The sequence below is a fragment of the Pantoea sp. EKM20T genome (assembly GCF_011800485.1).
GTDB lineage: Bacteria > Pseudomonadota > Gammaproteobacteria > Enterobacterales > Enterobacteriaceae > Pantoea > Pantoea agglomerans.
In genome coordinates, this window is the sequence record NZ_JAALFW010000002.1 from 1 (window position 1) to 20,360 (window position 20,360).

Genomic DNA, 20,360 nt, shown 5'->3' on the forward strand with positions numbered 1-20,360 from the left:
GTCAAAGCCGAAGGTACCGCGTGAGCGGCGCGAGGACGGCCCGGCAGCAGCAGAGGTGCGCTGGCCCGCACTGCGGCGCGCTCGCCCGGAAAAAAAGGCTGCCACGTCTGACCGTGACAGCCTTTATAAAACTAATCTTAACCGATCAGCATTACACCCTCAGGTGCCGTTTTTTCATTGCAGCGCAGCGTAAAGCAGAATTAACGGAACATCACTTCCGCCCAGCGGGCCAGCCCTGCGGTGACGGAGGCGAAATCATCGCCGCCCGCAATCGGTGTATCCGGCAGCGTCTGCTGCAGCGCCGCGCGCAGCAACGGCGAACGCGCACTGCCGCCGGTCAGGTAAATCACATCAGGCTTAATCTGGCTGGTGGCCAATGCCAGCTGCACCTGTTCCAGAATTTTCTCCAGCGGCTGACTGATGGCGTCCTGCAGCTGATCCACGCCAATCTCTGTCTCTAATGCGGCGGCAATAAAGTCCAGGGAAGCGGTATGCGCCGGGCTGGCTGACAGCGCAATCTTGCTCTCTTCCGCTGCGCGTACCAGGCGATAACTGAGCTTCTGCTGCCACACTTTCAGCAGGCGAGCCACTACGTCACCCTGTTCCGCATCACGCACTAAATCCCGCAGCCACTTTCCGCAGGCGGGACTGTAAAAGTCACTTTGTGCCGGCACATCATTGATGGCGATCGCATTCCACCACGGCAGCGCAGGCAGGGCGGTGCCTTTCTGGGTGTTACCGCCCAGACCGAGTAGCGGCATCAGGGTCTTAAACGTCAGCATGATGTCCAGGTCGTTACCGCCGACACGGCAACCGCTGTGGCCCAGCAGGCTTTCACGGCGGTCAGCTTTATCACGCCACTTCGGCCCCATCAGCAACATTGAGCAGTCGGTAGTACCACCGCCAATATCCACCACCAGTACCCGCGTCTCCTGCTGCAGCGTGGCTTCGAAATCGAGTCCGGCCGCCACCGGTTCGAACTGAAACTCTACGTCGCGGAAACCGGCGCGGTGAGCGGCGCGCAGCAGAATACCTTCAGCCTGCTGGTTAGACTCTTCACTGCCTAAACCCTGGAAGTTGACCGGTCGGCCGATTACCGCCTGATCGATAGCCTGATCAAGCTGGCTTTCACCCTGCTTGCGGATGTGCAGCATCATTGCGCAGACCAGATCTTCAAACAGGGCAATCTGCTGTGGCTTCAGGCCAGTAGCACCGAGGAACGATTTGGGGGATTTAACGAACCAGACATCTTCGGGATCGACCATATAGTGTTGCAGCGCGGTGAGGCCAAACTGCACGCTATTGGGCTGGACGTCGATATCTTCTTCGCGGTTATATCGCAGCGCGCGCTGCAGCAGCGCCGTGGTTTCGCTGTCAGGTGTCGCGACCTGATGATGACGATAGAGCCATTCGCTGATCGACTCGCGGGTGGGCGCACAGATCATCGACGGCAGCAGGCGCTGATCATTTTCCAGCGTTAACAGACGTGGCGTGCCATTTTCGCTGACTGCAATAGAGCAGTTAGCCGTGCCGTAATCGAATCCTATGAACATTTTCGCCCCCATGCCGGAAAAAAGGGGGCGACTTTAGCGCAGCTTCAGCAGGGTGGCAAGCGGGCAGCGCCGGAATTAACGAATAGCGAAGATGTGATCTTCAGCCAGTGAACGCAACGGCTGGCGCTCCGCCACGGCACTGCCCCAGACGCCATTAACATCAAGGTTAGCCAGGGTGCTGAGCAGGGCCGGTACCGAAACCGGACCGGCCAGCACCGAGATATTGCGCTGTGTGGCCTGGCCCTGAATGATGGTCAGCAGCATCTCATCCATCAGATTATTGTGAACGTTGGCAACCAGTTCAGGCGCCAGCACCAGATAATCGACCACCTCGTCACTCAGCAGATTGAAAGCATCCAGATTACGGCCAAAATGTTGCAATACGATGCGGCAGCCGCACTGCCGCAGTTGCAGCAGCGCGGCATAGAGCTGATCGCCCTGGCTCAGCACGCTGGCGGCAGGGAAAGCAAAACCACAGCCGCTGCTGGAGAGTCCGGCGGCGACAAAGCGCTGACAGAGTTGCTGCACAAAGGCGGCATCACTCAGCACCTGGGCATTAAGCGGCAGAATCACCGGAATGCCTTTGTTATTGAGCCGCTGCACGTCGTGGCGGAAAAAAGCCTCAACAATATTGTTATCCAGCCGGCGACGCAGCGTTTCATCAGGCAGGTTATTGCGTAACAGTGTCTCATCCAGCAGCAATCCGTCAGCGGTTAACAGCTGCACCTCAAGCAGCCAGATAAAGGCGGCCTGCGGCGTTTTTGGCGGCGCAACGGCCCAGGCGGGCAGTTCGATCTGCAGCGCATCAATCATCGCCGCATCCATGCCCTGATGGTTGCCCGACAGCGGTAAGCGATGCTGTTCGTAGACCACCAGCCGTCCGCGCCCGCTGCGTTTGGCGTTGTAACAGGCGATGTCCGCCTGCGAAAGCACGTCGCTGCTCTGACAGTTTTCTGCTGAAATCTGCGTCACGCCCGCGCTGGCGCCGACCTGATAGAGTCGTCCCAGCCACTGGAACCGGTAATCATTTACCGCGGCGACAATGCGCTGCACCACATCATGAGCCTGTCCGATATCGCAATCGGGCATCAGTAGTGCAAACTCATCACCGCCCAGTCGCGCAAGGAAATCGCTGCTGCGCAGAGGGTGCTGCATCAGATCGGAGAGTTCGCGCAGTAACGCATCGCCTGCAGCATGCCCGGCGCTGTCATTGACCGCTTTAAACTTATCAAGGTCGATAAACACCAGCACATGCTGATGCTGATGTTCAGCGGCATCAAACAGCAGACGCTTAAGCTGAAGTTCGAAGCTGGCGCGGTTAGGCAGACGGGTCAGGGTGTCATGCAGCGCGCTGTAGCTCAGGCGCTTCATCAGTTTGCGTGACTCACTCACATCCTGAATGACCATCACCGCCCCCTGTTCCAGACCCGCTTCCGAACGCAGCGGCGTGATGCTGTAGTGAATATCGATATGACCGCCGTCCGGGGTATGCAGCACCAGATCTTCAGCGAGACCGGGGGTGACTTTTTCCGGCGGCAGCTGGCATAACAGCAAACTCTCTACCTCAGGGCCGTTAAGTCCCTGCGTGATATGCAGCAGTTCACTCAGCGGCTGACCGGCGGCCTGCTCCTGCGACCAGCCACTCATTTTCTCCGCCACCGGGTTCATAAAGGCAACGCGCATCTCTTTATCGGTGCTGATGACCGCTTCGCCGATCGAATCCAGGGTGATCGCCATGCGCTCTTTCTCCTGAAACAGCGCCTCGTTAAGATTGCGTAGCGGCGTGATGTCCTGACAGATGCCCAGCATGCGCTCAATGCGCCCCTCTTTGCTTAGCAGCCGGTTGGCCTGAGTGCGCACCCAGCGATGTCCCTGGTCATCGACCACGCGGTACTCCATGTGAAACGCGCTGCGAAGCTCAATCGCCTGTTGCACCGTCAGTGCGGCATACTCGCGATCGGCGGGATGCAGCAGATGGATCCAGAGGTCGTAGCTGGGTGACTCATGCGGGGCAAGACCAAACAGCGCGTACATGCGCTTGTCCCATAACATCTCGCCGGTCAGCAGGTTCCACTCCCATACGCCAATGCCACCCGCTTCGTTGGCCAGCGTAATACGCTCCATCAGCCGGCGATTCACCTGCTCGCTCTGCTTCAGCTCAGAGATATCGATAATCTGCGCAATAAAGTAGAGCGGTTCCTGGTTACCATCGCGCACCAGCGATACCGTCAGCCGCGCCCAGACAATCTCGCCATCTTTGCGGAAATAGCGCTTCTCAAAGGTGTAGGTATCAATCTCACCCGCCAGCAGTCGGTTCGCATGTTGCAAATCGAGGCTGAGATCGTCGGGATGGGTGATCTGCTGAAAAGTCAGCCGCTTCAGCTCCTCAGCCGGGTAGCCCAGGATCTGGCACAGCGAGCGGTTGACCTGCAACCAGATGCCGTGGGGCGCCACCAGCGCCATCCCAATGGCGGAATACTCCATGGCGTGACGGAAGCGGGTTTCACTGTCAGTGATATGGAGCTTTTCGCGCCGGAACGCATCCATCACCAGCGACATAATGTGACTGGGGATTAGCACCAGCAGGAACGGCAGCCAGCTGGAGACCGGGCCCAGCGCGCTGTTGTTGTTCACCACGGTGACCAGATCAAAGGCGAGCAGTATCGAGATAAAACTGGCGTTCAGGAAGAACAGCACGAACGCCTGCAGCTTGGGCAGGCGGACCGCGCACCAGAAGAGGATCACCACGATAAAGGTAAAGGGCCACGGCAAAAAGCGCAGCGCCAGATAACTGGCCCCGAGGGTGAGAAGAAGCGTCAGCAGAGCTTCGGCCAGGCGCAGATTGCTGAACCCCGTGCGACGCAGCGGCCACGGCAGAAGTAACAGCATCGGGCCTAACACCAGCATGCCGATGATTTCGGAGATCACCCAGGTATAAAAGAAGGGAAAAGAGGCGTGGCCGCTGACCTGTAGCGTCCAGAGTGCCAGCAGGCCGCCGAGCACCGGCGTCACGATGCCCACCGACAGTACCATCCGTGCCCAGTCATGCAGTGAATCCAGCGGCGCGCGCCGATCCAGCAGGGCGCGCAGCAGCATGCCACCCACACCGGCCTGGATAAGATTGAGCAGGGCGAATTTAATGTTCGAGAGGGCAGGCCCGATGATGATGGCGTTAGCCCCGGCGGTGCCAAGCACGCAGGCTGTCAGCAGCAGCGGGAGCTGGCGTGACGGGCAGCGGAAAACCACGACGGTCATTAACGTAGTCGGAAACCAGAGCGGGGAGATTTTGCCGCTGACGACGATCAGTTCCAGACAGAAGAGTGTCAGGACAAACACCACGCAGCCAAGGAGCAGCGCCGAGAGCCAGCGGTTTGGCGTGCTATTTTGCGGGGACAGGATCTCTATCGTCATGCGGACTTCCGGCAGGGTGCAGCGCTCCACAATGGCGTATCAGGCACCAGTCATTCTCTCACTGCATGCTAGCACATCCGGCAAAGAAAAAAGGGGTGAAATCAATATTGCCCGTTATTCGGCGAATTGACGGGCACGCTAAGATTGATTGCCAGCACGTTGATTACTGGCGGAAAAGATCGGCGCGGGTATAGGGTTTCTCCATGCCCGCAAGGCTGGCGGCGAAACGCTCCAGGAACTGCTGCGTGGTGGCGACACGACCGTGACTCATCAATACAAACGGCACTAACAGCGCAGCACCGACCTGCGGCCAGCTGAAGCCTTTGAGCGAGGTGCGACGCTGGGATATCAGAAACGCCGTGCTCAGCGTGAAGCCCAGCAGCAGCCCGGTGACCACCTCACTTTTTGAGTGTGCGTGGATGACCAGGCGGGAGAAACCGACCATCAGGGGAATCAGATAGCCAACCCCAATCGCCGCAATGCGCCACATCGCGGACCAGCGCCCGGAAATCAGCCATAGCATGACCGGCCACAGCGTGGCGGACATGGCGCTGTGGCCGCTGAAACCGGTAAAATTAAAGCGGGCGCTGCCGATGCCAAACCCCAGAAACAGAATTTTAGAGATGCTGACGGTCAGGCCAGCCAGGCCGAATGCCACAATCCAGTAAAAGACCGTATGACGATTATCACTCTTCCACGGCAAAATCAGCGCAATAATCACGGCTGTTGGAATCAACAGCATGCTGTCGCCAAAATAGGTCAAAGTCTTCCAGTGCATACCACTCCTGATGCATCTTCGGTCGTCACGTTAGCGACACGCGTTGTCTGAACAGCGCGCCGCGCAGGCCATTTTTTTTATAGTATGGTGTGCCGCTAGTTTATCGGTGAAATGAGTGGCGTCCAAAGGAGAAAGTCTGAAAAGTCGCCGACGCCATTTCTCTGGCATCAAAAGGCCGAAATCCCTATACTTAGCGCGAACACACCCTCTCCATTTCGGCCCGTCCGCTGCCCGCGTAATGTGTGACCAGTGGCAGGCTCCAGTTATCAGGTCTTAAAAAAGTATGACTGACAAGTCTCATCAGTGCGTGATTGTAGGCATTGCCGGCGCTTCCGCATCCGGTAAAAGTTTAATTGCCAGCACGCTCTATCGTGAAATCCGTGATCAGGTAGGTGGCGAGCACATCGGGGTCATCCCGGAAGATGCTTATTACAAAGATCAAAGTCACCTCACCATGGAAGAGAGGGTTAAAACCAATTATGACCATCCGAGTGCGATGGATCATGATTTGCTGTTGCAGCATCTGCAGGCGGTCAAAGCCGGTCAGGATATTGAGCTGCCGGTCTACAGCTACGTTGAGCACACCCGCACCCAGCAAACGCATCATCTGAGCGCAAAAAAGGTCATCATCCTTGAAGGCATTCTGCTGTTAACCGATGCCCGTCTGCGCCAGGAACTCAACTTCTCTATCTTCGTGGACACGCCGCTCGACATCTGTCTGATGCGTCGTATGAAGCGTGACGTCAATGAGCGTGGCCGCTCAATGGATTCAGTAATGAGTCAGTATCAGAAGACCGTGCGTCCGATGTTCCTGCAGTTTATCGAGCCATCAAAACAGTACGCCGATATCATTGTGCCGCGCGGCGGAAAAAACCGTATTGCCATCGATATTCTCAAGGCGAAAATCAACCAGTTTTTTGAATAACGCACGTCCGTCCGGACGTGGTGCAGACCGGCGGCAGGCACGCATGCCGGTTTGCTACACTTATGCCATGGAGTTACCGCAATGAGATTATGCGATCGCGATATTGAAGCCTGGCTGGACTATGGCAAACTGGCCATTGAGCCACGCCCGCCGGTCGAGCGCATTAACGGAGCAACCGTCGATGTGCGTCTGGGTAATCAGTTCCGCACCTTCAGCGGTCATACCGCGGCCTTTATCGATCTGAGCGGCCCGAAACAGGAAGTGAGCGCGGCACTGGATCGGGTCATGAGCGATGAGATCGTGTTGCCTGATGGCGAAGCCTTTTTCCTCCATCCGGGAGAGCTGGCGCTGGCGGTGACGCTGGAGTCCGTGACGCTGCCTGACGATCTGGTCGGCTGGCTGGATGGCCGTTCATCGCTGGCGCGACTTGGGTTGATGGTACACGTTACGGCTCACCGCATCGATCCTGGCTGGCAGGGCCGTATCGTGTTGGAGTTCTACAATTCAGGTAAACTGCCGCTGGCTCTGCGTCCCGGTATGTTGATCGGCGCGCTGAGTTTTGAACCGCTTTCAGGCCCGGCTGCGCGTCCCTATAACCGACGTGAAGATGCGAAATATCGCGGTCAGCAGGGCGCTGATGCCAGCCGTATCGACAAAGACTGATCTGAGGATGTAATGAAAAGAGTGATAACCACGCTGGCCATCCTGTTAGTGGTGGTCGTAACGGGAATGAGCGCACTGGTGCTGCTGGTCAATCCCAACGACTTTCGTGCCTATATGGTGCAGCAGGTCGAACAACGCAGTGGTTATCGCCTTGAGGTCAGCAGCGATCTGCGCTGGCACGTCTGGCCTCAGCTCAGCATTCTGGCCGGCCGGATGAGTCTTACCGCGCCGGGTGCCAGCCAGCCGATGGTCTCGGCGGAAAACATGCGGCTGGATGTTGATCTCTGGCCACTGTTATCCCATCAGCTCAGCGTCAGCCAGGTGATGCTGAAAAATGCGATAGTGCGGGTGACGCCAGATAGCCGCGCGCAGCGTGCCAGAAATGCGCCTCAGGGTCCGCGTGATGCGGAGCCGGCTTCGCCTTCCAGCGGCTGGTCATTTGATATCGCTAAACTGCGGGTAGCAGACAGTCTGTTGATCTGGCAGCAGCCAGGCGGCGACGAATATAATTTCCGCGACCTCAACATTAATATGGAACAGGACGCGAACAAGCTGGCGACCCTGTCGCTGAGCACTACGCTGATGCGCAACCAGCGCAACGCCACACTGAATCTCAAAGGCCAGCTGGATGCCGCGCAATATCCCCATCGCCTCAGCGGCCAGTTGCAGCAGCTTGATTACACCTTGTCCGGCGCTGATATTCCGGCACAGGGGATCAAAGGCTCGCTGAGCCTGCAGGGCGAGTGGGATGGCGACCGCCAGCAGCTCTCCTTCAGTAATCTGCAGCTCACCGCCAATGACAGCACCCTGACCGGGCAGGGCAGTGGCCATATTGCGCCACCGCAGCAGCTGGCGCTGGATCTGAAAGCCAGCAACCTTAACGTCGATAATTTACTCACCAGTGCGCCCGTCTCTGACGCACCTGGCGTGCAGCACGCCACCGTAGCTCGTTCGCCGGTGATTGCTGCGCCGCGGGAACGCAGCAACGCCGACTCTCCGCTGAATGACCTGGATCTGGCGCTGATGTTACAGGCTGACAATGCGGTATGGCGCGGACTCTCTCTGACCAGTCTTTCGGTGAACGCCAGCAATCAGCAGGGAGTGATGACGCTGAAGACGCTCAGCGGCAAGCTGGGCAATGGCAGCTTCTCCATTCCCGGCAGTATCGATATCCGTCAGCCAGAGACGCGGGTCAGCCTTAAACCCCAACTCCGTTTAATTGCGATTCAGCCGCTGCTTAAAGCGTTTGAACTGCCGGAAAGTGTGCAGGGGAACCTGAGTCTGGATGGCGACCTGTCGGGTGATACGCTGACGGTCGAAGCAGCCAAACGTCGCTGGCAGGGCAGGGCGACCATCAGCGCCAGCAACCTGAAGCTGGCACAGCTGAATCTGCAGCAGATGGTGCAGCGTGCCGTGGCGCGGGTCAGCGATAAGGTCAGCAGCGATCAGGCGGTGGATGAGGGGATTGAGTCGATTAGCGCACAGGTGGCGCTGAATAAGGGCGTACTCAGCTTCAGCGATATCAATGGCAACGGACAGAATCTGGGCCTGCAGGGTGCGGGCAAAGTTGACATGGTGCAGCAACAGCTGGATATGACCCTGGGGCTGAAAATCAGCGGCTGGCGTGGCGATGATGCGCTGGTGAAGGCGCTCTCCAGTCAGCCGGTTCCGCTGCGCATGTATGGTCGCTGGGACAGCCTGCAATACTCTCTGCCGGTGGATGACGTTCTGCGTAACCGGCTGCAGAGTGAGGCGAAATCACGGCTGAATCAGTGGATCGATCGCCAGAAAGAGGGCGAGAACAAAGAGAACCTGAAGAAAATCATGCGCCCATAGCGGGCGCATTTCCTTCTGCCTGCTAATCGCTCAGACCTCGTAACTGATATCGGGCTGCAACAGGATCTCGACTTTCTGCACCCGATGATTTTCGACCTGCAGCGTTCGCAGCAGATAGTCACCCAGTTGCAACACTTCGCCTTCCTGAGGGATGTGTTGCAGCTTATCCATCAGTAATCCCGCCAGCGTATGATAGTCACCCTGCTCATCGAGCGGCAATTTCACATAGAGCGCCAGATCTTCCAGCGGCATATGACCGTTAGCAATCCAGTGACCTTCATCCTGAATCTGAATATCGTAGCGAGCATCGATTTCACCCGCCTCATTCGGCAGATTGCCGGCGATGGTCTCCATTACATCGCTCAGCGTCACCACGCCTTCCACCGAACCAAACTCATCAACCACAAAGGCGAAGTGAGTATGGGCCTGACGAAACTGTTCAAGCGCCTGCAGCACCGTCAGCCGTTCAGGAAAGACCAGCGGCTGTCGAATCAGGGCGCGTAAATCGAGGGAATTGTGGTGCAGTGACTGGTGCAGCAGATCGATAACATGAACCACGCCCAGCGGTTCGCTGGAGTGATCTGTGATCAGTATTCGCGTGTGCTGATTGCGGTCGAGGCGCGACATAATCTCTGCCGGATCATCACTGAGATCGATATGTTCGACGTCGTGGCGCGAGGTCATGATGCTGTTAATGTGGCGCTGACCCATGCCCAGTACGCGGGCAATCATCACCCGTTCCTGCCGGTTAAACAGCATGCTGTCATCGCTGTCAGCAATCAGTGACGAAGTTTTCGCATCCAATTCCGCCGGTTCTGCCGCGCCGCGCAGCAGGCGTAACACCGCTTCCGCCGTGCGCTGGCGTAGCGGACGACCGGCCGACAGCACCCGACGACGATTAAAGTGCGCCAGCTGGTTCAGTGCCTCAATGACCACCGAGAAGCCGATTGCCGCATAGAGGTAGCCTTTGGGAATCACAAAGCCAAAGCCTTCCGCCACCAGGCTGAAGCCGATCATCAGCAGAAAGCTTAAGCAGAGGATCACAATCGTAGGATGGTTGTTCACGAAGCGGGTTAACGGCTTGCTGGCGAGCAGCATCAGCAGAATGGCGATGGTGACCGCAATCATCATGACCGGTAAGTCATTAACCATGCCGACGGCAGTAATCACCGCATCCAGCGAGAAGATGGCATCCAGCACCACGATTTGCGCCACCACCGGCCAGAATTTAGCGCCGCCTTTTTGTTGACCGGACGCCTCATCATCCCCTTCAAGACGCTCATTCAACTCTGTGGTGGCTTTAAATAGCAGGAAAATCCCGCCTGTCAGCAACAGTAAATCGCGCGCACTGAAGGGGTGGCCCATAAGCGTAATCCAGGGTTCTTTCAGCGTAACCAGCCACGAAAGCGATGCCAGCAGCAATAATCGGCACAATAACGCCAGCAGCAGTCCAATCACGCGCGCGCGGTCGCGAAGCGGCCCTGGAAGCTTCTCCACCAGGATGGCGATGAAAATCAGATTGTCGATGCCTAAAACCAGTTCCAGAACGATTAGCGTTACTAATCCCGCCCATAGCGAGGGATCTGCAATTACCTCCAGCATGCGTTGTTCACCTGAATGTCTTAAATTGAGTTTTCTCTGATGATAGTGGAGTGCGAAGCCACGTACAAATGGCAGGGCAGGGGGCATGTTCTCAGATAACCGCGCTATATCGTGCAAAATATGAACATAATAGTGTGACGCTTTGATTAACTTCACAGGGCGCAGTAGAGATAATTCTTAGTCATTGGCTGACAGGAAAGAGATATTCACCTGTCGGGCTTATGCGATTTATCTCATCGTGAGTATGGCATTAATCCGAATTGTGAAGAAAGGATTGCACTGCCCGTCAGGCCTCAATACTAATTGCTGGTAGTCTTTTTCCTAAAATAGTCCAGGGATGGCGGGACCTGCTTGTAAACAAGCCAGTAATAACTAGTATAGCAACAAGTTAGCAAACTCTGCCCCAGAGTCGTAATCTGCGTACCTATTCGACATTAATCGCAATGTTACGAATGAGTAATTCGCCTGTGAACGTCTGTATGATGCGTTACGGTAACGCTAACACATTACGGGGAGCATTATGAATGATGACAGCGATATTGGCAGCGACAGCCAAGGGCGGTAGCGTGCCCGAATCGCGTTTTTGTTGATAAAGTGAGCAGCGCTGGCGGTGGTTAAGTCAGAGTAATCTGTTGGTATTCATCACGATATTATTGGTTTCATGGTTAAGATCATTGGCCTAAACGCCGCAGGAGCTCCCCTTAGAAACGGCTCACTCTGGAGAGGTTTCGTCGCTTAATGATTAAACAGGCGATAGCCGTTGCGGGTTTAAGGAAATAAAATAAAGAGTTAAATATGCGCGATACAGAATTTACGTTTAAAAGTCTTATTACCAAATTAATGCTGGCATGTTCAGACTTAATTTGTTTCAACGCAGCGTTCTTTTTGGCGATGATGCTAATTAATTTGCAGTCAGATTCGCCGCTGGCAGATATTTCTGAAAAAGAAATGAATTTAAAAATTGCCACACACATTTGTCTGTCGGTAATTTGTATTGGCTGGTTCTGGGTAAGGCTGCGTCACTACACTTACCGCAAACCTTTCTGGTTCGAATTAAAAGAAGTTTTTCGTACCATTCTTATATTTTCTGTTATCGACCTGTCGATTACCGCCCTGTCGCAGTGGCAGATGTCGCGTTTCGTCTGGTTACTGACCTGGATCCTGGCGCTGATTTTAATTCCGACCTGCCGCGCGCTTTCTAAACGTCTGCTGAATAAAAATGGCTTGTGGAAAAAACAGACCATTATTATCGGCAGCAGCAAAAATGCGCATGAAGCCTGGCAGGCACTGCAAAGCGAAGAGGTCATGGGTTTTGACGTTATCGCCTTCTATGACGTTGATGGAACCTGTCCGCAGGAGATCATGAACGGCGTGCCGGTGCTGCGCGACGAGCAGGAGCTCTGGAGCCTCACCAACAGCGAAACGCAGTTTATCGTTGCGGTTGAGTATGAGCAGAGTCAGTACCGTGATGTCTGGCTTAAATCGCTGGCGATGCACAACTGCCGTTCAGTGTCAGTGATCCCAACCCTGCGTGGTGTACCGCTCTACGGTACCGACATGGCCTATATCTTCAGCCATGAAGTGATGATCCTGCGGGTTCAGAACAACCTGGCTAAACGCACGTCGCGCTTCCTGAAGCGGGCATTCGATATCGTGGGTGCGCTCTCGATTATCCTGATGCTGATGCCAGCGCTGCTGGTACTGGGCTTCCTGGTGGGTCGTGACGGTGGACCACCGATTTATGGTCACGAGCGTGTGGGAATGAATGGCCGTAAATTCAAATGCCTGAAATTCCGCTCGATGGTCATTAATTCAAAAGAAGTGCTGGAAGAGGTGCTGCGCACTGATCCGATTGCCCGTGCTGAATGGGATAAAGATTTCAAACTCAAAAATGATCCACGTATTACTAAAGTGGGCCACTTCATCCGTAAAACAAGCCTCGATGAGCTCCCTCAGCTCTGGAACGTGGTGCGCGGTGATATGAGTCTGGTCGGACCGCGTCCGGTCATTGAAGATGAACTCTGTCGTTATGCCGGTGATGTTGATTATTACCTGATGGCAAAGCCAGGCATGACGGGATTGTGGCAGGTCAGCGGTCGTAATGATGTTGACTATGAAACCCGCGTCTATTTCGACTCGTGGTACGTGAAAAACTGGTCACTGTGGAACGACATCGCGATTCTGTTTAAAACAGTGGGCGTGGTGTTGAAACGCGATGGTGCCTATTAATCGTGAGTCGGAATGAGCGCGTTAATGCGCGCTCAGAGGTGTTTTGCCGTTGTCAGGCGTGTCGTTGATAGTGGCCATCATCAGGGATATCGCTGTGCATCCATAGTCCGCTATGATGCGTGGCGTTCAGGGTACACCCTGGTAGATGGCCGCTACTTATAACAAGTGGAGCAAGGATAATGAACGACAGGTTCAGTGCTTAAGTCAGGTAGGATTTACTTTTTGTTGGACGCTTACACAGCGGCGGTTTCGCCTCTATCAATAAATAACTGATAGCGAAGATCTAAATGATTACAATCAAAATGAAATTGATACCCTTGCTGGTATCCGCCACATTCCTTAGCGGGTGTACGATCGAACCAGGTTCTCACCTTTCTACATCAGGAAAAGATGTTGTTGAACAGCAGGATAGCAACTTTGACATCGATAAATATGTCAACGTCTTCCCGTTAACGCCTTCACTGGTTGAAAGGATGCGTCCGAAGCCACTGGTGGCTCAGACGAATCCTGCCCTGCAGAACGAAATTCAGAACTACGAATACCGTATCGGTGTGGGCGATGTCCTGACCGTAACGGTCTGGGATCACCCGGAACTGACCACCCCAGCGGGTCAGTACCGTAGCGCCAGCGACACCGGTAACTGGGTGCATTCTGACGGCACCATTTTCTATCCCTACATTGGTCGTGTGCGTGTAGCGGGCCGTACCGTCGGCGAAGTACGTGACGAAGTGTCACGTCGTCTGGCTCAGTACATTGAAAGCCCACAGGTTGATGTCAGCATCGCCTCGTTCAAATCACAGAAAACCTATGTGACGGGTTCAGTGACCACTTCTGGTCAGCAGCCCATCACCAACGTTCCGTTGACGGTGCTGGATGCGATCAACGCCGCTGGCGGCCTGGCTGCTGATGCTGACTGGCGCAACGTGGTGCTGACGCACAACGGTCGTGAACAGCGCATCTCTCTGCAGGCACTGATGCAGAATGGTGACCTGAGCCAGAACCACCTCCTCTATCCAGGCGATATTCTTTACGTTCCGCGTAACGATGATCTGAAAATCTTCGTGATGGGTGAAGTGAAGCAGCAGACTACCCTGAAAATGGACCGTAGCGGCATGACGCTGGCGGAAGCACTGGGCAATGCGGCCGGGATGGATCAAACCACCTCTGACGCCACCGGTGTATTCGTTATCCGTCCACTGCACGGCACCGATCGCAACAAGATTGCCAACATCTATCAGTTGAACACCAAAGATGCGGCATCCATGGTGATGGGAACCGATTTCCAGCTCCAGCCTTACGACATCGTTTATGTCACCTCTACGCCGCTGACGCGCTGGAACCGTGTGATTGGACAGTTGATACCGACCATCGCAGGTATCAACGATGCAACACAGGCCGCATCGCGTATCCGTACCTGGGGTAATTAAGGTCCCATCATGATTAAGTCCGTGTTAGTCGTTTGCGTCGGCAACATCTGCCGCTCTCCTACCGGAGAGCGCCTGTTTAAACGTGCGCTGCCTGATTTAGACGTTCGCTCTGCCGGCCTGGGGGCGCTGGTCGGCCACCCGGCCGACAAGACGGCGTCTGAAGTCGCTGCTGCGCAGGGTCTGTCGCTGGAAGGACATGAGGCGCAACAGTTGACGGCAGAGATGTGCCGCAACGTTGACCTGATTCTGGTGATGGAAAAGCGACATATTGAACAGGTGAATCGCATCGACCCGGCCGCGCGTGGCAAAACCATGCTGCTTGGGCACTGGCTCAATCAGAAAGAAATTGCGGATCCGTACAGAAAAAGCCGTGAGGCCTTTGAAGAGATTTACGGATTACTGGAAAACGCTACCCAGAAGTGGGTGAACGTATTAAGCCGATAGTTGGGATTATCCATGAATATAAAAAATAAGGTCAGAACCGCGCCGGGAGAGGATTCGAATGGATGGGATCTGGCGCATCTTGTGGGACAGCTAATTGATCATCGCTGGATCATTGTTGCCGTTACCGCTTTTTTCATGCTGGCGGGAACACTCTACACACTGTTTGCAACACCCATTTATAGCGCAGATGCGTTAGTTCAGGTTGAGCAGAAGAATGCCAGCACCGTTCTGAACGAAATTGACAGCATTCTGCCACCGACACCAGCCTCTGATACGGAAATCGAGATTCTGGAATCCCGTATGGTCATCGGCAAAACCGTTGACGATCTGGGTCTGGATACCGTCGTTGAGCAGAACTATTTCCCGGTTATCGGTAAAGGTCTGTCGCGCCTGATGGGCAACAAACCCGCCAGTATCGCGATTTCGCGCCTGGAAATCCCACGCACTATCGACAAACGTAACGTTGAACTGGAAGTGACCGGTCCGGATAGCTACACCGTCTCAAAAGATGGCGATGAGCTGTTCAAAGGTAAAGTCGGCCAGCTGGAGTCGCACGGCGACATCAGCATGCTGGTCAGCGAGATCCACGCTGATGAAGGCACCAGCTTCACCGTGACCAAGCTGAATAACCTGCAGGCGATCCGTTCAGTGCTCTCTAACCTGACCGTGGCAGACAAAGGTAAAGATACCGGCGTGCTGGGTCTGGAGTATCTGGGTGAAGATCCAGAGCAGATCAGCAAAGTGCTGAACCAGATTGTGAATAACTATCTGTTACAGAACGTTGAGCGCAAGTCAGCGCAGGCAGAGAAAAGCCTGGAGTTCTTACGCACTCAGCTGCCTGCCGTGCGCAGCAAGCTGGATGAAGCGGAAGACAAGCTGAACACCTTCCGTCGTCAGAACGAATCTGTTGACCTGTCACTGGAAGCGAAATCCGCTCTGGACTCCTCTGTCAGCGTGCAGAGTCAGCTGAACGAACTGACCTTCCGTGAAGCCGAAGTCTCTCAGCTGTTTACCAAAGATCACCCGACGTATCGCGCGCTGCTTGAAAAACGCAAAACGCTGGAAGGTGAGCAGGCTCAGCTGAACAAGAAAATTGCTGGCATGCCACAGACTCAGCAGGAAATCCTGCGTCTGACCCGTGACGTTCAGTCTGGTCAGGAGATCTACATGCAGCTGCTGAACCGTCAGCAGGAGCTGGGTATCAGTAAAGCGAGCACCGTGGGTGATGTCCGCATCATCGATGGCGCGCAGACTGCTAACTCGCCTGTTGCACCGAAGAAGCTGCTGATCATCGCCGCGAGCCTGATTTTCGGTCTGTTCGTGTCAGTGGGTCTGGTTCTGCTGAAAGCGCTGCTGCATCACGGCATCGAGAACCCGGATCAGCTGGAAGAGCTGGGCATGAATGTCTATGCCAGCGTTCCACTGTCAGACTGGCAGCGTAAGAAAGATACCGAAGCCCTGGCGCGTCGTGGCAGCAAGGTGAAAACCGATCCGCACGAAACGCTGCTGGCGCTGGGTAATCCGACTGACCTCTCCATCGAAGCGATTCGTAGCCTGCGTACCAGCCTGCACTTCGCGATGATGGAAGCGAAAAACAATATCCTGATGATCACCGGTGCCAGCCCGGGTATTGGTAAAACCTTTATCTGTGCCAACCTGGCGACCCTGGTCGCGAAAGCGGGTCAGCGTGTTCTGTTTATCGATGGCGACATGCGTCGTGGTTATACCCACGAACTGCTGGGCGCAGATAACAAATCAGGTCTGTCCAACGTCTTGTCCGGTAAAACTGAGTTCAGCCCGGCGCTGATTCAGCAGGGCGTGTACGGTTTCGACTTCCTGCCACGTGGTCAGGTTCCGCCGAACCCGTCTGAGCTGCTGATGCATCGTCGCATGGGTGAGTTGCTGGAGTGGGCGAGCAAGAACTACGACCTGGTGTTAATCGATACGCCGCCAATCCTGGCCGTCACCGATGCCTCTATCATCGGTAAGCTGGCCGGCACCTCACTGATGGTGGCGCGTTTCGAAGCCAACACCACCAAAGAAGTGGACGTCAGCTTCAAACGCTTTGCCCAGAACGGTATTGAGATTAAAGGTGTGATCCTCAACGCCGTGGTGCGTAAAGCCGCTAATGCGTATGGCTATGGGTATGACTACTACGCCTATGACTACGGCAAGACGAACAAAAGCTGATCATTGAGCAATAAAACAGGGGGCGGTCTGACCGCCCCTTTTTATCGTCCCTTTGAATGACGACACGCATCAATTTACACAGGTTATTCTGTCCAAACCCACAAAAGCGATACATCTATAAATCGCATGGCGAGCGTCACTCAACAGAATTCATCACCAGCCGGCATCGCCCGCACGCAATTTGTGACCGTGCAATCAGACTCGCTGTAAAGCCAGTCGGTAAGGCGAAGCGTGATTATTGCTGGCATGAGAACTTGTGGAATTAAGGAATCACACCATGGCTCCATATTGGTATGTATCAGGCTTTTTACTGCTGCTTTCGCTGTTTGAAATAGCGCTAAAAAAAGACGAACGCACAAATTATATTCTGACCTGGCTACTCTGTTTTGCCGCCGTGACTTTGATTATTTTCGGGGGAATACGCGGTCTTGGTACCGGCATGGATGACTTTCAGTACCGGAGCTTCTTCGAAGACTTTGTAAGACGTATTGAGATTAATGGCTTCTTTAATACCGTTGCGTTTTTCCGTTACGAACCGCTGATTTTTGCGATGGCCTGGCTCACCAGCCTGTTTTCGCACAATGCCAGCATCTTCCTGTTTGTCTTCTGCGCCATTGCCGTTTCCATCAATACCTGGTTTTTCAGGAAGATGTCTCCGTATCCGGTGCTGGCGCTGGTGCTCTATTCGGCGCACATCTTTATCAACAAAGACATTAACCAGATTCGCTTTGGCCTGAGTTCTGCGCTGTTCCTTGGCGTTCTCTGGTCGATCTATCTCAAGCGCTACTGGTGGGCATTTGCCTTCTTTATTCTGTCGTTCACGAGCCATAACACCGGTGTCATGGTGGTGACGCTTGTGCCGTTCCTGTTTATCCGGGACTGGCGCTGGTGGCCGGTCATTATCATCGTTGCCAGTCTGCCGCTATCGGTTGTGGGTGGCTCGGGCTTTATTGCCCTGATTGCCGGTCATCTGGGATCGCTGGGAGAGAGGGCATCGGGCTATAACAATGACCCCTCCTATGCAATGGGTGGCAGCATTCTGGCCGTATCGAACCTGAAAAACATCATGCTGGTGTTCGTCTTCTTCTATTTCATGCTGACCGATAAGCTGAAGCGCGAGAATTACGCCCAGTATCGCCTTAACTATCTGCTGATTTTAAGTTTTGCCATCGGCGGGGCGATCAGGATCTTCCTGTACAACTTCCCGTCAGGTTCGCGCCTGTCCAACTATCTGCAGCAGGTTGAGCCGATCATCCTGACCTCGCTGATTTATCAGGCAAGGCGATCCTGGAAGCCAGCGCTGTATGCCATGCTGGTGTTCTTCCTGCTCTATTACCTCTACTACAACACCATTTCAACCAAACAGGCCGTTACCGGTTATGAAGTGGCGCGGGAGTTTTGGCTGATGCACTAATCAATCTGACGACCGCCTCTGGATGACGAGTTTCACCCAGGGGCGGTCGTCGGTCAGAACACAGGTTTTTCATCGACCGTTGTCGAATGAACTGTTTATTTTTGAACTACTTTAATGAGGTGCTGGCAATGAAGGACATTCGTTTCTCCATCGTAATTCCGGCTTATAACGCGTCAGAATCGATTGTCACGACGCTGGATTGCGTTAAAGCACAAACGTATCGCAATTTCGAAGTCATCATCGTTGATGATAAATCTGCGGATGCCGCCGCGCTGGCGGATGTGGTGCGCAGCGAACGCTACCGGGATCTCGATATCAATCTGGTGCTCTCTGAGGTCAAACTCAACGGAGCCGGTGCGCGTAACAAAGGCATTGAGCTGGCGACCGGTGACTACGTCAGCTTCCTTGACGCCGATGATGAGTGGGCGGCGGACAAACTGCAGCAGGTGAGCGAAAAAATTGCTCAGCTGGACGCGCAGGGCAAAAAGAATTTCGTCATTTTCAGCCAGGTGAATATCTATCAGGATGGCACGTTCCTGAAAGTGATGCCGATGCAGCCGCCAGGCAAAAATGAAACGGTCGCGGAGTATCTGTTCGGCTGCTACGGCTTTATCCAGACCAGCACCATTGTGCTGAAGCGGGAAGACGCGGCGAAAATTCAGTTCGATACCCGCTACATCCGTCATCAGGACTATGATTTCTGCATACGTGCCGACCGCATGGGCTATGACTTTGTGATGATCGCCGCACCGCTGGCGAACTACCACCTGGTCACTAAGTTTGGCTCGAAACACAAAGGCGAATCGGTGAACTACTCGATGTTCTGGCTCGATAGCATGAAGCCGCATCTGACCCCGCGTGACATCCACACCTACAAAGCTTTTAAGCTGCCGCTGCGCTACAAGATGGATGGTAAGTCGCTGATGGCGAGCCTGAGCTTTGCGCGCTACTTCTTCCTCACCAACAAAGACAACCGTGCTTACTTTATGAACCGGGTTAAAGACAAGGTCAAAGCACGTTTCGGCGGTGAGAAAGCGATCTCCTGACGCGCGCCGCGCCTCGCTCTGCTCCTGATGCCAGGAGCGACTCTTTTTACGATTAATTCAGGGTTGAAGATGAATACTTCTGTTGGAACCGTTGGCATTGTCATGCCTATGTATAATGCACGTCAGACGGTGTTACGCGCGGTGCAATCGGTTATCAATCAGCACTATACCGACTGGCATCTCTATCTGGTCAACGATAAATCGACCGATGACTCGCTGGAATTTGTGCGTGAGCATTGTCAGGATCCGCGCATTACCATTCTGGATAACGCGGTCAACATGGGCGCAGCAGAAACCCGTAACGTCGGGCTGCGCGCGGCCACTGAAGAGATTATCGCCTTTCTCGACAGCGACGATGAGTGGCATGCGGATAAGCTGACCCAGCAGGTTGCTGCCATTGCGGCCGGCGATGATTTTGTGATTACCGAATATCACTATAAAACCCGCAAGGCTGAGCACGACATTACCTACGGCAAACCTTACCTGCAGCAGGAAAACTTTGTGAAGAAGCAGTATCGCGTCTGCTTCTCCTCCGTCTGTTTCCGCCGTCCGCCGCAGGGGCTTTTCTTCCAGCGCAAAGGCCACGAAGATTTCCTGTTTTTGTATGAATTATTCACCCGCTATAAGCAGGCACGCGTAATTCAGACGATTCTGGTCAACTATTACGAATTAGGCGATTCCCTTTCCCGTAATAAGAACAAAGCGGCCCAGTGGCACCTTGAATTATTAAGAATTATCTATAAAAACAATCCTTTAAAAATCTATTACTATTACGCCTGGTATATGGTGAATGGTGTGCTGTTTACCCTTAAGCATCGTTAAGCCTGTCGGCAGGATTGTCT

14 protein-coding genes are annotated in these 20,360 nt (G+C 54.4%); 10 read left to right on the top strand and 4 right to left on the bottom strand.

The window, feature by feature from the left end:
* Positions 1-200: 200 nt before the first annotated feature.
* The 3 genes from yegD to HFD94_RS03170 form a co-directional block, all read right to left on the bottom strand.
* The gene (gene yegD / locus HFD94_RS03160) at positions 201-1,553 is read right to left on the bottom strand and encodes a molecular chaperone (RefSeq protein WP_010248167.1); all 1,353 of its coding nucleotides are present in this window, start codon (positions 1,551-1,553) and stop codon (positions 201-203) included.
* Between the two features lie 75 nt (positions 1,554-1,628).
* Positions 1,629-4,964, bottom strand: a complete 3,336-nt coding sequence (locus HFD94_RS03165; RefSeq protein ID WP_167432750.1) for a diguanylate cyclase — start codon at positions 4,962-4,964, stop codon at positions 1,629-1,631.
* 163 nt (positions 4,965-5,127) lie between these two features.
* Positions 5,128-5,742, bottom strand: a complete 615-nt coding sequence (locus HFD94_RS03170; protein WP_010248160.1) for a phosphatase PAP2 family protein — start codon at positions 5,740-5,742, stop codon at positions 5,128-5,130.
* Between the two features lie 283 nt (positions 5,743-6,025).
* Here HFD94_RS03170 and udk point away from each other — a divergent pair, with 283 nt between their 5' ends.
* The 3 genes from udk (at position 6,026) to asmA (ending at position 9,166) form a co-directional block, all read left to right on the top strand.
* The gene (udk, locus tag HFD94_RS03175) at positions 6,026-6,667 is read left to right on the top strand and encodes a uridine kinase (protein WP_010670982.1); all 642 of its coding nucleotides are present in this window, start codon (positions 6,026-6,028) and stop codon (positions 6,665-6,667) included.
* 81 nt (positions 6,668-6,748) lie between these two features.
* Positions 6,749-7,330 (top strand): dCTP deaminase, encoded by a 582-nt coding sequence (gene dcd / locus HFD94_RS03180; RefSeq protein WP_167432751.1) that lies wholly within the window; start codon positions 6,749-6,751, stop codon positions 7,328-7,330.
* Between the two features lie 12 nt (positions 7,331-7,342).
* Positions 7,343-9,166: an outer membrane assembly protein AsmA gene (asmA, locus tag HFD94_RS03185; RefSeq protein ID WP_167432752.1), complete on the top strand. Its 1,824-nt coding sequence runs from the start codon at positions 7,343-7,345 to the stop codon at positions 9,164-9,166.
* 30 nt (positions 9,167-9,196) lie between these two features.
* On the opposite strand, the gene HFD94_RS03190 is transcribed toward asmA, so the two are convergent.
* Entirely contained in the window at positions 9,197-10,768 is a 1,572-nt protein-coding gene (locus HFD94_RS03190) for a TerC family protein (protein WP_010248151.1), read from the bottom strand.
* A gap of 795 nt (positions 10,769-11,563) precedes the next feature.
* Here HFD94_RS03190 and wbaP point away from each other — a divergent pair.
* The 7 genes from wbaP to HFD94_RS03225 all read left to right on the top strand — a co-directional run bounded on the left by wbaP (position 11,564) and on the right by HFD94_RS03225 (position 20,340).
* Positions 11,564-12,997, top strand: a complete 1,434-nt coding sequence (wbaP, locus tag HFD94_RS03195; protein ID WP_010248148.1) for an undecaprenyl-phosphate galactose phosphotransferase WbaP — start codon at positions 11,564-11,566, stop codon at positions 12,995-12,997.
* 287 nt (positions 12,998-13,284) lie between these two features.
* On the top strand, positions 13,285-14,424 hold the full coding sequence (locus tag HFD94_RS03200; protein WP_010248145.1) for a polysaccharide export protein: 1,140 nt from the start codon (positions 13,285-13,287) through the stop codon (positions 14,422-14,424).
* Between the two features lie 9 nt (positions 14,425-14,433).
* Complete coding sequence (locus HFD94_RS03205; RefSeq protein ID WP_010248142.1) at positions 14,434-14,868, top strand: protein-tyrosine-phosphatase; 435 nt, start codon at positions 14,434-14,436, stop codon at positions 14,866-14,868.
* Positions 14,869-14,880: 12 nt separating this feature from the next.
* A complete protein-coding gene (gene wzc / locus HFD94_RS03210) occupies positions 14,881-17,058 on the top strand; it encodes a tyrosine-protein kinase Wzc (protein ID WP_010248139.1) in 2,178 nt (725 codons plus the stop codon).
* A gap of 277 nt (positions 17,059-17,335) precedes the next feature.
* Positions 17,336-18,472: an EpsG family protein gene (locus HFD94_RS03215; protein WP_167432753.1), complete on the top strand. Its 1,137-nt coding sequence runs from the start codon at positions 17,336-17,338 to the stop codon at positions 18,470-18,472.
* A gap of 128 nt (positions 18,473-18,600) precedes the next feature.
* On the top strand, positions 18,601-19,518 hold the full coding sequence (locus tag HFD94_RS03220) for a glycosyltransferase family 2 protein (protein WP_010248134.1): 918 nt from the start codon (positions 18,601-18,603) through the stop codon (positions 19,516-19,518).
* A 69-nt stretch (positions 19,519-19,587) separates the two neighbouring features.
* Positions 19,588-20,340 (top strand): glycosyltransferase family 2 protein, encoded by a 753-nt coding sequence (locus HFD94_RS03225; protein WP_010670978.1) that lies wholly within the window; start codon positions 19,588-19,590, stop codon positions 20,338-20,340.
* The last annotated feature ends 20 nt before the right edge of the window (positions 20,341-20,360 follow it).

What these genes read in the sequence shown, in the direction of transcription:
- yegD (WP_010248167.1), bottom strand. Translation starts at nt 1,553, where the DNA reads ATGTTCATAGGATTCGATTACGGCACGGCTAACTGCTCTATTGCAGTC.
- HFD94_RS03165 (WP_167432750.1), bottom strand. Translation starts at nt 4,964, where the DNA reads ATGACGATAGAGATCCTGTCCCCGCAAAATAGCACGCCAAACCGCTGG.
- HFD94_RS03170 (WP_010248160.1), bottom strand. Translation starts at nt 5,742, where the DNA reads ATGCACTGGAAGACTTTGACCTATTTTGGCGACAGCATGCTGTTGATT.
- udk (WP_010670982.1), top strand. Translation starts at nt 6,026, where the DNA reads ATGACTGACAAGTCTCATCAGTGCGTGATTGTAGGCATTGCCGGCGCT.
- dcd (WP_167432751.1), top strand. Translation starts at nt 6,749, where the DNA reads ATGAGATTATGCGATCGCGATATTGAAGCCTGGCTGGACTATGGCAAA.
- asmA (WP_167432752.1), top strand. Translation starts at nt 7,343, where the DNA reads ATGAAAAGAGTGATAACCACGCTGGCCATCCTGTTAGTGGTGGTCGTA.
- HFD94_RS03190 (WP_010248151.1), bottom strand. Translation starts at nt 10,768, where the DNA reads ATGCTGGAGGTAATTGCAGATCCCTCGCTATGGGCGGGATTAGTAACG.
- wbaP (WP_010248148.1), top strand. Translation starts at nt 11,564, where the DNA reads ATGCGCGATACAGAATTTACGTTTAAAAGTCTTATTACCAAATTAATG.
- HFD94_RS03200 (WP_010248145.1), top strand. Translation starts at nt 13,285, where the DNA reads ATGATTACAATCAAAATGAAATTGATACCCTTGCTGGTATCCGCCACA.
- HFD94_RS03205 (WP_010248142.1), top strand. Translation starts at nt 14,434, where the DNA reads ATGATTAAGTCCGTGTTAGTCGTTTGCGTCGGCAACATCTGCCGCTCT.
- wzc (WP_010248139.1), top strand. Translation starts at nt 14,881, where the DNA reads ATGAATATAAAAAATAAGGTCAGAACCGCGCCGGGAGAGGATTCGAAT.
- HFD94_RS03215 (WP_167432753.1), top strand. Translation starts at nt 17,336, where the DNA reads ATGGCTCCATATTGGTATGTATCAGGCTTTTTACTGCTGCTTTCGCTG.
- HFD94_RS03220 (WP_010248134.1), top strand. Translation starts at nt 18,601, where the DNA reads ATGAAGGACATTCGTTTCTCCATCGTAATTCCGGCTTATAACGCGTCA.
- HFD94_RS03225 (WP_010670978.1), top strand. Translation starts at nt 19,588, where the DNA reads ATGAATACTTCTGTTGGAACCGTTGGCATTGTCATGCCTATGTATAAT.